General features: G+C 41.9%; 11 protein-coding genes. 4 read left to right on the forward strand and 7 right to left on the reverse strand.

Annotated features, from left to right (window positions below; genetic code table 11):
- Positions 1-201: 201 nt before the first annotated feature.
- Both MHB38_RS10070 and MHB38_RS10075 read right to left on the reverse strand, forming a co-directional pair.
- On the reverse strand, positions 202-339 hold the full coding sequence (locus tag MHB38_RS10070; RefSeq protein WP_017359491.1) for a YozQ family protein: 138 nt from the start codon (positions 337-339) through the stop codon (positions 202-204).
- 49 nt (positions 340-388) lie between these two features.
- Positions 389-601 carry a DUF6501 family protein gene (locus MHB38_RS10075; RefSeq protein WP_017367443.1) on the reverse strand — a complete coding sequence of 71 codons (213 nt, stop codon included), beginning with the start codon at positions 599-601 and terminating at the stop codon, positions 389-391.
- A gap of 209 nt (positions 602-810) precedes the next feature.
- On the opposite strand from MHB38_RS10075, the gene MHB38_RS10080 reads away from it, so the two are divergent.
- The 4 genes from MHB38_RS10080 to MHB38_RS10095 all read left to right on the forward strand — a co-directional run bounded on the left by MHB38_RS10080 (position 811) and on the right by MHB38_RS10095 (position 6,390).
- A complete protein-coding gene (locus MHB38_RS10080) occupies positions 811-2,295 on the forward strand; it encodes an aldehyde dehydrogenase family protein (RefSeq protein WP_017359492.1) in 1,485 nt (494 codons plus the stop codon).
- 298 nt (positions 2,296-2,593) lie between these two features.
- The gene (locus MHB38_RS10085; RefSeq protein WP_341003288.1) at positions 2,594-4,471 is read left to right on the forward strand and encodes a terpene cyclase/mutase family protein; all 1,878 of its coding nucleotides are present in this window, start codon (positions 2,594-2,596) and stop codon (positions 4,469-4,471) included.
- Positions 4,464-5,288, forward strand: coding sequence for a superoxide dismutase (locus tag MHB38_RS10090; RefSeq protein ID WP_007500719.1), 825 nt, complete (start codon positions 4,464-4,466; stop codon positions 5,286-5,288). Before MHB38_RS10085 ends, MHB38_RS10090 begins: the two co-directional genes overlap by 8 nt.
- Positions 5,289-5,439: 151 nt before the next feature.
- A complete protein-coding gene (locus MHB38_RS10095; protein WP_035703263.1) occupies positions 5,440-6,390 on the forward strand; it encodes a bile acid:sodium symporter family protein in 951 nt (316 codons plus the stop codon).
- Between the two features lie 31 nt (positions 6,391-6,421).
- On the opposite strand, the gene odhB is transcribed toward MHB38_RS10095, so the two are convergent.
- The 5 genes from odhB to MHB38_RS10120 form a co-directional block, all read right to left on the reverse strand.
- Positions 6,422-7,678 (reverse strand): 2-oxoglutarate dehydrogenase complex dihydrolipoyllysine-residue succinyltransferase, encoded by a 1,257-nt coding sequence (gene odhB, locus MHB38_RS10100; RefSeq protein ID WP_007500721.1) that lies wholly within the window; start codon positions 7,676-7,678, stop codon positions 6,422-6,424.
- A gap of 14 nt (positions 7,679-7,692) precedes the next feature.
- A complete protein-coding gene (gene sucA, locus MHB38_RS10105; RefSeq protein WP_035391743.1) occupies positions 7,693-10,527 on the reverse strand; it encodes a 2-oxoglutarate dehydrogenase E1 component in 2,835 nt (944 codons plus the stop codon).
- A 224-nt stretch (positions 10,528-10,751) separates the two neighbouring features.
- Complete coding sequence (locus tag MHB38_RS10110; RefSeq protein WP_098680957.1) at positions 10,752-12,668, reverse strand: vWA domain-containing protein; 1,917 nt, start codon at positions 12,666-12,668, stop codon at positions 10,752-10,754.
- A gap of 11 nt (positions 12,669-12,679) precedes the next feature.
- A complete protein-coding gene (locus MHB38_RS10115) occupies positions 12,680-13,558 on the reverse strand; it encodes an ATP-binding protein (protein ID WP_017367449.1) in 879 nt (292 codons plus the stop codon).
- A gap of 89 nt (positions 13,559-13,647) precedes the next feature.
- Positions 13,648-14,226, reverse strand: coding sequence for a superoxide dismutase family protein (locus tag MHB38_RS10120; protein ID WP_019743268.1), 579 nt, complete (start codon positions 14,224-14,226; stop codon positions 13,648-13,650).
- Positions 14,227-14,241: the final 15 nt, after the last annotated feature.

Below are 14,241 nucleotides of genomic sequence, written 5' to 3' on the forward strand. Positions count from 1 at the left end.
AGACAAACCCTCGCATTCTTTGTCAGTCCTGCGCTCTGGTGCTCACGAATGGCAAATTCGCTCCGCAAAAGTAGCTGTCCTTCCTAGACTGCAAAGGTTTTCTATCACGCTGAAAAGAAGACAAAGGGCTAAAATAAAGTTCATTTTAGCCCTTTGTCAACAATCTGAACAGTGATTATGTAAAACCACTGTTTTAAATGACTATTCATCTTTCGGGGTATCAATCGTTCCTTCGGCATACACATCAGAAATTTGCTCAAGTGTAATCGCCATATCAGCATCTTCATTGTCATGCCAAGCATTTTGATGTTTCTGCTCTTCTTGTTGCTGCTTTTTCATCATCATCACCCTTTACTGTTTTTCTTAGTATGAGTGATGACCCTCAAAATCATTCAGCAGAATTGTCTTCGAAATACTCTTTGTAATACCCGCCTACTTTACCCGTATTATCAACGACAAAGAGAAATTCCTCTGTTTCATTTTTCACATCATATGTGTGTCCAACCGTTAATGCCCGGTCAACCATATATTTTTTCGCATTTGTATGTACACATTTTACTTGTTTTACCGTTTCAGCCGTTTGCCAGTTTTGATGGATCATGATTTAAAAACTCCTTTTTTCATCTATACATTTATTGTAGCCAATTTTTCGTGAAATGCAATGAGTGTTATCGATTGCTTTCAAAGATGTCGTGTAATATGATAAATGTATACGTTTACATATGTGTGCGTATACAAATGGCTTCATGTCCACTTTTTCCACCTAGAACTCGCAGAACAACCCATATCTTTAAGGAGGTTTGTTTATTTATGAGCTCTACAACACTTCAAATCAGTTCAAAACTCGAATCTTTTCTCCAAGGGACGAAAAAACTCTACATTAACGGTCAGTTTGTCACAAGTCATGATAACAAAACATTCTCTACACCTAACCCTGCCACAGGAGAAACCCTTATTGATGTATATGAAGCAGGTGCAGCCGACATTGATGAGGCAGTAAAAGCTGCTAAAAAGGCTTTCCATGGACCTTGGCGTTCTATGTCTGCAGCCGAACGTGCCCGCTTGATGTTTAAGCTGGCAGATTTAATGGAAGAACACCAAGAAGAACTAGCTCAGCTGGAAACACTTGATAATGGAAAACCAATTAATGAAACAACCAATGCGGATATCCCTCTTGCCATTGAGCACATGCGCTATTATGCAGGGTGGACCACAAAAATGACTGGACAAACCCTTCCTGTCAGCCAGGGATATTTTAATTATACCCGCCATGAGCCTGTTGGCGTTGTGGGACAAATCATTCCTTGGAACTTCCCGCTCCTCATGGCCATGTGGAAAATGGGTGCTGCACTAGCAACAGGCTGCACCATCGTTTTAAAGCCAGCTGAACAAACACCGCTATCTGCTTTATATTTAGCTGAATTAGTGGATAAAGCCGGATTCCCAGAAGGCGTGATTAACATCGTTCCTGGATTTGGTGAAACAGCCGGTGAAGCATTAACCGATCACCCTGATGTCAATAAGCTGGCTTTCACTGGATCAACAAGTGTTGGGAAATTGATCATGGAAAAAGCAGCCAAATCCATCAAGCGTGTTACTTTAGAGCTTGGCGGAAAATCGCCGAATATTATTTTACCAGACGCCGATTTAAAGAAAGCCATTCCAGGTGCATTAAACGGCGTGATGTTTAACCAAGGCCAAGTGTGCTGTGCAGGATCAAGGGTCTTTGTGCACCGGAGCCAATATGATGAAGTTGTCGATCAAATGGCTAAATATGCGACATCCTTAAAACAAGGAGCTGGTCTTCATCATGATACCCAGATTGGGCCTCTAGTGAGTAAAGAGCAGCATGAACGTGTGTTAGGTTATATCGAAAAAGGGAAGTCAGAAGGTGCAACAGCCGTAGTCGGTGGTGACTGCCCTTATGAAGCAGGCTATTTCGTCTCCCCTACTGTCTTTAGAGATGTAGAAGATGAAATGACAATCGCAAAAGAAGAGATCTTCGGTCCAGTTCTATCTGCGATTCCTTACGATTCCATTGATGAAGTGGTCGAACGGGCCAATCAATCTGACTATGGGTTAGCGGCAGGACTTTGGACAGAAAACTTAAAGCATGCCCACGATATCGCTGCACGCCTAGAAGCAGGAACCATTTGGGTCAACTGCTATAATGTCTTTGATGCCGCCTCCCCGTTTGGCGGATATAAACAGTCAGGCCTTGGCAGAGAAATGGGATCATATGCCCTTAACAACTATACAGAAGTCAAAAGCGTGTGGATTAATCTGCAAGACTAATCATTTAAGAAAACCGATGACGATGTCATCGGCTCAGATTGTTGACAAAGGGCTAAAATGAACTTGATTTTAGCCTTTTGTCTTTTTTTCAGCGTGATAGAAAACCTTTGCAGTCTAGGAAGGACGAGTACTGGAGCGGAGCGAATTTGACATTCGTGAGCACCGGAACGCAGGACTGACAAAGAATGCGAGGGTTTGTCGACACGCTGAGCCGGTGACGATGTCATCGGCTTTTTTTGAGCTGTCATGTGACAGGCCGACTCCTGAATATAGTGATAAAGGAAAGGAGCATGGCCGAATGCAAGATTTAAAAACGAGAGTCAACGAATATATCGATGAACTGCACATGCAGGTAGAACGTAGACAAAGAGAAGATGGCGCATTTATTTTCTGCTTTGAAGGACCTATGATGACAAATGCTTTTTTCATTATGCTGTTAAAAGCCGTTGGTGACCCCGATCAGCAATTGATCCATCAATTGGCCGAAGCAATACATGCCAAACAAAATGAAGATGGTTCCTTTTCTTTGTATCATGACCAGTCAGGACATCTCACAGCTACAGTACAAGGTTATTGCGGAATGCTCGCATCTGGCAGATTTCAAAAAGACGAGCCCCATATGGAAAAAGCAGCACAATATATTCGCTCAAAAGGTGGCCTAAAGAACGTTCATTTTATGACAAAGTGGATGCTTGCCGTAAATGGCATGCACCCTTGGCCCTACTTCTATGCACCTCTTTCCTTTTTACTCATCCCTACGTCTTTTCCGCTACACTTCTACCACCTTAGTGCCTATGCAAGGATTCATTTTGTACCCATGATGATCGCACTGAACAAACGGTATACCTCTCATGCTGCGTTTCCATCATTAGCCCATCTTGATGAAAACATGTCTAAAAATCCATTTGACTGGTTTATGGCAAGAGAAGAACGTTCGACTGATGACTTCCTCATGTATATGCGGTCATATACAGCCCTCGACAGCCGGCTCGACTTTTTCGGATATGAAGCGGCAAAGCGATACATGTTTGACCGTCTTGAAAAAGATGGGACGCTGTACAGTTACTTAAGTGCAACCATCTTTATGGTCTATGCCCTCATGAGCCTTGGGTACTCCCCTGGACATCATCTCATCCAAAAAGCAGTCAGGGGTATGAAAAAGCTCGTCACCTCCTGTCAAGGCAAGATATATGCTGAGAATTCCACCTCGACTGTGTGGGATACAGCGCTTGTCAGTTACGCTTCTCAAAGAGCAGGAAGAAAACGAGAAGATCCCATGATCATGAATTCCTTCACCTATTTGCTGGACCGCCAGCAAATGAAGAAAGCGGATTGGGCAGTTCATAACCGTCTTGCTACTCCCGGGGGCTTTGGTTTCTCACATATCAATACGAATAATCCTGATTGTGATGACACGCAAATTGTGTTAAAAGCGATCCCAAAAGAATACGCTCCACTTCAGTGGAAACGAGGATATGACTGGCTTCTCTCCATGCAAAACCGTGATGGCGGCTTTTCTGCTTTTGAAAAAAATCAAGATCACTTTCTACTTCGTCACCTTCCACTTGAATCTGCGGAGGATGCGGCGATTGATCCGTCAACTCCTGATATTACTGGTCGTGTGCTCCATTTGATTGGTTTAGAAGAAAAAGATACTGCTTCACCCTCGATTCTCAGGAAAAAAGATCGATGTGTAAAATGGCTCATTGACCACCAAGAGAAAAACGGATCATGGTTTGGCAGATGGGGTGTTTGTTATATTTATGGAACTTGGGCGGCGTTAACAGGACTGAAAGCGGCCGGCATTCCCTCCTCACACCCTGCTGTGCAAAAAGCGTGCCGTTTCCTAAAGCAGATTCAGCTTGAAGATGGCAGTTTCGGAGAATCGTGTAAAAGTGCAGAACTGAAAACCTATGTCCCGCTTCCCTTTGGCACAGTGGTTCAAACCGCATGGGCGACAGAGGCGCTCCTCCAATATGAGAAAGCAAATAACGCAGGCATTTTGAAAGCTGTCTCCTTTTTAGTGAACCATCACCATACTGAAGAAGCCATGTACTATCCAGTCGGCATTGGACTGCCAAAACAATTTTACATCACCTATCATAGCTACCCATTTGTGTTTCCGATGATGGCTTGTTCTACATTTTTAGAGGAAATGAGGCGTATACATGAATAAAGAAGAATATCGCTCACAGCTCAAAGAGTGGCTTAGCACGATTCAACATGTGTGGCAAGATGATAATATCCATCGAAAAGTGGAACATTTACGACTCAAAATGGAGGATGATGATTCCAGTGAACAAGAATGGTACGAACTAGCCGAAAGGATTGCAGAAGACATGCAGCATCCACACGAAGAAGTGCGCGATGTAGCAGCTGGAAATCATCAGTTACCACCACTGCCTTATCGGTATGACGCGCTCGAACCTTATATTTCAAAAGAAATTATGTACTTGCACCATCAAAAGCATCATCAAACTTATGTTGATGGTCTAAATCAAGCTGAACTTGCGCTAAAAAAAGCAAGAAGAACCAACGACTTTACCATGATCAAGCATTGGGAACGTGAGCTTGCCTTTCATGGGGCAGGACATTATTTACATTGTATCTTTTGGTTTTCCATGAGTCCTTCAGGGAAAAGAAAACCTACTGGTCAAATGCTTCGTCTCATTGATCAATCATTTGGCAGCTATGAGGCGTTCAAGTCACATTTTTCAGCTGCTGCCAAACAAGTAGAAGGTGTCGGATGGGCGATTCTTGTATGGTCCCCTCGATCTCAGCGTTTAGACATTTTACAAGCAGAACGCCATCAGTTCCTCTCACAATGGGACATCATCCCCCTTCTTGCTCTTGATGTGTGGGAGCATGCCTATTACCTCCAATATCGAAATGAGAAGGCGCAATATGTAGACCGGTGGTGGAATGTCGTTGACTGGCGTGAGCCAGAAGCAAGACTAAAACAGGCTCAACAAGTAAAATGGACACCTTTTTGATCGCATACTCCACATAGTTCATTTACTATGTGGGTTTTTATTAGTTTACATAATAATATTATGAACACCCCTCGCAAAATCATAGGTTGTTTTTTCAGAAAATTCATTTAAAATAGAAAAGATATGAAAAGAAAGAGAGTTGAAAGATAGTATGAACACCCTTTTACACATTAGTCACTTTGCAGGAAGAACATTCGCTATATGGGTCATTGTCTTTGCTTGTCTAGGTTTTACTTTTCCTGCGGCATTTTCTTTGATTGGACCTTATATCCCTTTTTTACTGGGCATTATTATGTTTGGTATGGGGCTGACGCTGTCTTCTGAAGATTTTAAAGAGCTTTTTAGAAAGCCTCTTTATGTATTGATTGGGGTTTTAGCGCAGTATACACTGATGCCACTCATAGCATTTTTATTGGCCTATGGGTTACATTTACCTTCTGAAATCGCTGTCGGTGTCATTCTCGTCGGCTGCTGTCCAGGCGGGACTGCATCCAATGTAATGACCTTTTTGGCGAAAGGAAATACGGCCTTATCCCTTGCCGTGACAACGATCTCGACACTACTTGCTCCCATTTTGACCCCTGTTTTTATTTATATTTTTGCAAAATCTTGGTTATCTGTATCACCGGGTGCTTTGTTTTTGTCGATTGTCCAAGTTGTCTTAATTCCGATTATTTTAGGTGTCATCGTCAAATTGTTTTTTAAAAAACAAGTGACGTATGCTGTACAAGCACTTCCACTTGTATCTGTTACTGGCATTGTCGCCATCATTGCAGCTGTTGTCAGTGCAAATAAAGAACAGATTCTGCAATCTGGACTGCTTATTTTTGCCGTTGTTGTTTTACATAATGCTCTTGGTCTATTATTGGGTTACCTCATTGCAAAATGGTGTAAAATGGACATTCCTTCTCAACGAGCAATTTCAATAGAAGTAGGGATGCAAAACTCTGGACTTGGCGCAGCCCTTGCGACCGCACATTTTTCTCCGCTTGCCGCCGTCCCCAGTGCCATTTTTAGCGTATGGCATAATTTATCTGGCTCTTGGCTGGCAACATTTTGGTCAAAAAGAAGCTACCCAGAAAATAAAGACCAAAAAAGCTAGTACCCTGATCGGTACTAGCTTTTTCTTTCGATTATCCTTCAAGCAATAGCTGTTCAGGATCTTCAAGTAGATTTTTAATCGTGACAAGGAACCCAACAGCTTCTTTACCATCGACAATACGGTGGTCGTATGAAAGAGCTAAATACATCATTGGACGGTTTTCAAAGCGTTCTTCATCAATTGCAACAGGACGAAGCTGAATTTTATGCATACCTAAAATTCCAACTTGAGGACTGTTTAAAATTGGTGTTGAAAGCAGAGAACCAAATGTTCCTCCGTTTGTGATCGTGAATGATCCACCTTGTAATTCATTGAGCGATAATTTGTTATCTCTTGCTTTTTTCGCAAGATGACCGATTTCTTTTTCAATTCCTGCAAATGATAGTCTGTCTGCATCACGGACAACTGGTACCACAAGCCCTTCATTGGCGGCTACAGCAATACCGATGTCATAGAATTTTTTAATGACAAGCTCATCACCTTGAATTTCTGCGTTGAGAAGTGGATATTTTTTAAGTGCTGCTACCACTGCTTTTGTGAAGAAGGACATGAAGCCCAGTTTCACATCGTTTTGTTCAAGGAAGGCATCTTTGCGACGCTTTCTTAGATCCATGACAGCTGTCATATCGACTTCATTAAATGTTGTCAGCATCGCTGCCGTTTGTTGAACTTCAACTAAACGTTTTGCAATGGTTTGTCTGCGGCGTGACATTTTTTCACGCTCAACTGGTTTCCCTGCTTGATCATTTTGCACCGCAGCATTTGCTTTTGGCGCGGCTTTCGGTGCACTTGCAGGAGCTTCATTCTTTTGGTAAGAAGCTACATCCTGCTTTCGTACCCTGCCCAGCGGATCTGCGGTTGGAATCTCAGATAAGTCTAACCCCTTCTCTCTTGCTAGTTTTCTAGCTGCTGGAGAAGCGATCGTTCTGCCATTACCAGATTTCGGCTCTTCTTTTGCTGCCTCTTCTTTTTGTTCAGCTGCTGGTTCTTCTTTCGAAGCTGGTGCAGAATCTTGCTCAGGTGCTGGAGCTGCGGACTCGCTTCCGCCAGCTTCACCTGCTGCAATCGTTCCGATGACTTCTCCAACTTGGACAGTGTCACCAGAATCTTTCAGTACTTCTTTTAGAACACCAGATTCTTCAGCTGTCAATTCGACATTGACTTTATCTGTTTCAAGTTCTAACAGGTATTCCCCCTGCTCAACATAATCGCCCGGCTGTTTTAGCCACTGAGCAATTGTTCCTTCCGAGATTGATTCCGCTAGTTCAGGTACTTTAATTTCCGCCATTTTTCATTTCCCCCTTAGTTTTTGCGAGTCAAGCTATCAGATACAATTCGTTCTTGTTCTTTTTTATGAACAGTTGGATCACCCTCAGCCGTACTTGAACGTCTTCTGCGGCCGATGTAACGTACTTTTACTTTTTCAGATGCAATTTCACGTAAATATGGCTCAATATATCCCCAAGCGCCCATATTTTGCGGTTCTTCTTGCACCCATACGATTTCTTCTAAGTTCGTCAGTTTTGATAAAATGGCTTTAATATCTTTGGCTGGGAATGGATATAATTGTTCCACTCTCGCAATATGAAGCCAATCTTTTGAGTCTTCCATTTGAGTAAAACGATCACTAATATCGATCGATACCTTCCCGCTCGATAGCACAAGGCGTGTTACTTTTTCATGATCATGCACAAGGCCCGGCTGTTCAAGAACTGGACGGAACTGTCCATCTGTTAGTTCTTGGACTTCGGATAATGTGTTCGGGTTACGAAGCAGACTCTTCGGTGTCATGATGACAAGAGGACGAATCTCTTCACGAAGCAGCATTTTCGCCTGTCTTCTAAGAATATGGAAGTATTGAGCTGCACTTGTCAGGTTCGCAACTGTCCAGTTATTCTCAGCAGCTGATTGCAAGAAGCGTTCTGTTCTTCCACTAGAATGTTCTGGACCTTGTCCTTCATATCCATGTGGCAAGAGCATCACAAGCCCTGACTTTTGTCCCCACTTGGCGCGGCCTGCTGAAATAAATTGATCAAAATACACTTGAGCCGCATTTGCGAAGTCTCCAAATTGAGCTTCCCAAATTACTAATGTTTCAGGAGAATAGACATTATAACCATATTCAAACCCGATGACAGAGCCTTCTGACAGTGGACTATTATGGACTGTAAATGATGCATTTGCATCACTCAGTTCATGAAGAGCAATGAATTCATCACCCGTTTGACTGTCGTGAAGAACAAGGTTTCTTTGAGCAAATGTGCCTCGCTCAGAATCCTGTCCGGTCATTCGAATTGGCGTACCGTCTTTTAATATAGATGCAAATGCCAGTGCTTCACCAAGTGACCATTCCACTTTGCGATCATCTGTAAACACTTTTGCACGTTTTTCAAGGATCCGCTTTAGCTTACCGAATACTTGGAAGTCTTTCGGCCAGCTAATTAATTCTTCATTCAGCTTTCTTAATACATCAAACTCTACAGATGTATCAACTGCAGGGAAGCCGTTAGATACAGGCTCTGGCAGTTCGATTTCTTGAATCGTATGTTCTTTCTTTGAAGGCACTTTTTTATAAGCTTCTTCAATTTTTGCCGTGACAGCCTGCTCAATTTCTTCTCTTTGTTCTTTTGACAGAAGGCCCTCAGTGACAAGCTTATCTGCGAAGATATTCTTGACCGTTTTGTGCTTTCTGACCGCATCGTACAGCATTGGCTGAGTAGTAGAAGGCTCATCCATTTCGTTATGGCCATATCTGCGGTAGCCAATCAAGTCAATTAAGAAATCCTTTTTAAACCGTTTACGGTATTCTACCGCCAGCTGAACAGCTGCTAAACAAGCTTCTGGATCGTCTGCATTGACGTGAACAATTGGAATCTCGAAACCTTTTGCAAGGTCACTAGCGTATTTCGTTGAACGAGATTCATTGCTTTCTGTGGTAAATCCAATCATATTGTTGGCAATGATATGGATCGTTCCCCCCACTTGATAGCCGACTAATTGACTTAAATTTAATGTTTCTGCGACAATTCCCTCTCCAGGAAATGCAGCATCCCCATGAATTAAGATGGCTAACGCTTTTTCAACGTCTTGAACTGGATAGCCTTTTTGAGTACGCGATTCTTGCGCTGCACGAGTGCTTCCTTCAATAATCGGGTCAATAAATTCCAAGTGACTTGGGTTATTGGCAAGTGTGACTCTTGCACTCTTTGTATCTTCATCTTTGATTTGGCGGTCAGCACCGAGATGATATTTTACATCCCCTGTCCATCCGTAGCTGATGCCAATAGAGCCTTCTGATGGTACAAGCTCTTTATTAGGCGCATGCTGGAATTCTGAGAAAATGATCTCATATGGCTTTCCTAACACATGTGCTAATACATTTAAACGGCCTCTATGTGCCATTCCAATGTTAATATTTGAAGTCCCTTGTGTAACAGACTCGGATATAATTTCATCAAGTACTGGAACAAGTGCGTCTAATCCTTCTATAGAAAAACGCTTTTGTCCAACAAATGTTTTATGAAGGAACTGCTCAAATTGCTCGACTTCTGTTAATCTTTTGAGTACAGAAACTAGTTTATCTGCTGGTTTTTTCTTAAATAATTCACCAGACTCAATAGATTTAGAGAGCCAGTTGCGCTCTTCGAAGTCATGTACATGATCAAACTCAAATGAAATGGTACGCTTATACGTATTTCTCAAATGGTTAATGGCTTCTATGCCGTTTGAAATGTGTTTAGGTGCATCTGGACTAATAATTGATATTGGAATATTCTTAACGTCTTCTTCAGTTAAACCGTATTCCTTTAATGGAAACAGCTCTTGTAATTCCTTTTCTTTGCGAAGAGGATTGACGGAAGCATTTAAATGGCCATACGTTCTGATGTCTTCTGCCAGTTTAACGACTGATGCTATCTTTTGGATTTGTTCAGAAGTAACTACGCTATTTTCTTTTTTCCCAATTTCCTCCTTCATTTCACTCGGTGGTGCACCAAGTTCATCAAATATGCCTCTTATGTCTTCATCAACACTAGTAGGATCCTGGACATATTGATCGTAGAGCTCGAGCACGTAGCCGAGGTTCGGACCATGAAATTCTTCCCAACTCAACGGTTGTTTCACATCATTTTGAAACATTTTGAACACTACCCCCAACTTTGATCATCAAGTGATTGAACACTATCTCGATATAACTTCCAGAACACAATGACCAAATTTATGTAATAAAACGCTTCCAATCATATTCTACCACTGTTTCGGATTACTTTCTACATTCTTTGTTCAATTAAAGATAAAAAATTCAAAGAAAAACAAAAAATTTAAATCATTCCGAAAAATATTTTAAAGAAAGGGGCAAAACCTTATGCCCCAATGCTTTTATGCAGCAATTTCTTGAGTAATGGATATAGCACATCTGGCAATGTATCGACATCCGGTACAAAAATGCTGAACTTGCCATACATATCTTGGATCGTTTTCATCTGCGCCTCTTCAATCGGAGAATTGGATAAAAACACATTGATCACTTCAATTCCCTTTTTTCTCGCTTCGAGAACCGCTTCATGTGTATCCACGATCCCATTTTGTTCGTAGCTGAATGCAGCCGGCTCTCCGTCTGAGAAAACAATGAGGAACTTTTGCTCTTCTCTTCGTTTTAAAATCATTTTTGTCATTTGGCGAATCGCATATCCATCCCGGTTATCTTCTTCTGGCTCAAGTGACATAATGGATGGTCCTGCGTCAAATAAGGAATCTTTGAACGATACGACGGTGTTAAAGTAGTTCGGCTGACTTGTTTCAGTTGCGTCATTTGTATCTTCCCAGAACCCAACAATTTGATGAGGTACCTGCACTGATTTTAAAGCTTCATGAAACAGAACAATCCCTTTTTTTGTCTCATCCATCTTGTCAAACATACTCGCAGAGCAGTCAACTAATAAAGTGAACACAGCATCAATTTGAGAAGATGGCGCTTGTTTTTTATAAAATAGTCGAGGGTTAGACTCTGTAAAATAACGAATGAGCTTTTTACTGAGACGCCCTGCATGAAGATCTGTTTTTGGCCATGATTTTTTATGCTCAAGTGTTTTTTGAATCATTTGTTTTAAGCGTTTCTGATAAGGCTCGATTGCCTTTGCGTGCTGCTTGTACACATCTATTTGCTCTGGTGCAGGAGGTGCTGGTGAAATCATGACTGGAAATGCATATTTGTTTTCTTTTCCATTCTCATGCGCATCTGCCCCGCTTTCTTCTCCTTCTGCCTCTTCTAGTGCTTCAAGCTTTGAATAGTCTTTTCGATGGGTTTGTTTGGCTGAACCTTGAACCGTTCCAAGCGCCTGATCTCCATCGTCACCTTCTCTTGCCGCATCTTTACCGAGATCGCTTTTACCACCGTGTTCTAAATCAAATTGAAGGAAACTTTTAGATGGTGCTTCTGTTTCTCTATGCCATACTTCCATATATTCATTATGGATGTCTTCATCCCCCTCTTTTTCCCGATCGACTTTTATATCCTCACTTAATTTAGGCTTTCTTTTGAGGTCATGGAAAAGCGGTTCTTTTGCCGCTTTTTCATAGTCCAATTCTGGGAAGAAAAAGTATGTGTTCAGCATATCCTTTTCAAGGAGCTCATCGAAGCCTTCTGTCAATTCCTTCACAATGATGGCGATATCAGATGTCGAGCGTGCGTCATATACACGTTCAAGACTTGACTCAATAAACGGAATCATTGGATCTATCCGCTCATGAAGGGGTGGAATTTCTTCAAGCGGAGATTCGGCTGTCAGCTTCACGTATATCGCACAAAAGAGTGCATCTGTTAAAATACTGCGCTCTTGGTTAATCGTTAATTGTGTTTTAAAGTGACGTCTGTAAAGCTCTCTTCTCCGTTTAAATACCTTTTTTGTTCCTGGGCGGTCACGTTTAATCCGCTCTTCAATCCGGATATCTTCAAACAGCATAAACAATTGTTTGCACACATCAGGAATGGATAATGTGTGGGCATAGCGAATGATGTCTTCAAATACTGTAAGATCGCTATACACTGTCCCTACTGCTCGCAGAAACACATCACTTTTTAGGCCTGCCATCATATCCTCTTGATGACGATCATCCCAAAAATGGCTGATGAAAATTTTCTTTTCAAACGGTTCATAGTACGACTGAACTCCGTATTCAAGCTCCACATCATCACTTTTGGCAAGTGTTTTGGCTAAATCCGTTAATTCCATAAATAGAAATGAATCGATTCTGCTGTCATTAAATTTGATGAATTTCAAAAGTCAGAACCTCACTCGAATAATGTTTGAGCGATATTTCTTACCGCTGCTTTTTCCCGGTCATCTTCTAGCTTCTCTACAATTCCCCGTTCAATTGCACGAAGCGGCGGGATATATTGCGCAAGATCACATGTATCTAACAGTGCGCGAATGGATGCGGCTTCTTCACTGACCTGTCCATTGTGTGCTTGGACGATGAGATCTGATGAGAGCTGTACGAATTGATCGATTAACCGCTCATCCTTTAATACGGATTGAGTGTGCAGTACTTCTTTTAAAATGCCGCCGCCAATGTAAGGAACTTCAATGACGACAAAACGGTTTTTCAGCGCTTCATTGAGCGGCACTGTCCCCACATATCCCTCATTGATTGCTGCAATCACGCCAAAACCTTCTTCTGCTCTAACGACTTCACCTGTAAATGGGTTTGTCATCATTTTTCTGTAATCAAGCACACCGTTTAAAATAGGCAGTGTTTCTGGTTTTGCCATGTTGATTTCATCAATATATAAAAGGTGTCCTTTTTTCATTGCTTTTGTAACGGGTCCTTCAATGAATTCTATAGAAGCAACTTGCCCATCATTATGGATGGTTTTATAGCCAATAAGACTTTCTGCATCAAGGTCAACTGAGCAGTTTACACTGTGCATCGGCTGTTGAAAGAATGCGGATAAAGTTTCTGCTAGTTTTGTTTTACCTGAGCCCGTCGGTCCTTTTAACAGAACATTTTTTCCTAGGGCAAGTGCAATCATGGCATCTTGAATAATAGACGTATCTTGTGATTCATAGCCGCCTGTTCCGATAAGCGGACGAAATTCTTCTTCGAGAACTTTTCCTTTTGCTTCGATCATTGCTTGAATTTCTTCTGGGAGTGATGGTTGGTTAAACATATATGATTAATTCCTCTCTTCGATCATTTTCCTCACCAAGTATACTAAAAAAACCTTTATGCACTCAATACATAAAGGTTCGTCTTCTGTTATTTTACCATTTCTTTTGTGATGGCTCCGCAAGCAATGCGTTTCCCTGAGTTGCCAGAAGGGTTGCTTAAGTAATCATCTGCTTCTGCATGGATGATAAAACTTCGCCCGTTTTGATTAACTAATTGATTCTGGCCTCCCTTTAACGTCACATCTGGTACATTCACGACAACATCAATTTGTCCATCTGCCCCTACCTCTAAATTAGGCATATCTCCAGCATGGTGCCCCTTTGGGTTGTCGAAGCCATGCTCTCTATGGGTCGGATTAAAATGTGCACCTGCTGTTTCAAAATCTGGCGTTTCACATATTCCTGTTTCATGAATATGAAAGCCGTGAGGACCTGGTGGCAGTCCTTTCGCTTTCACATGCAGATCCAGCCCATTTTCTGAGGACTCTCTTATTTCAATGCTCCCTATTTTTTGCCCGCTTTCGTTTATGAGTGACGTTGTGACTGGTGCTTGTTTAGGTGCGGCAACTTCTCTTGTTTCTTCTGTCGTTTCTTTTTTCGGCGGTGCATGACATGCTGATGCGGTAAAGATCAAACATATCATGATCATCCACACTGACTTTTTCATTTATGACTGCCCCCT

It is taken from the genome of Bacillus sp. FSL K6-3176 (assembly GCF_038003325.1).
GTDB lineage: Bacteria > Bacillota > Bacilli > Bacillales > Bacillaceae > Bacillus > Bacillus altitudinis.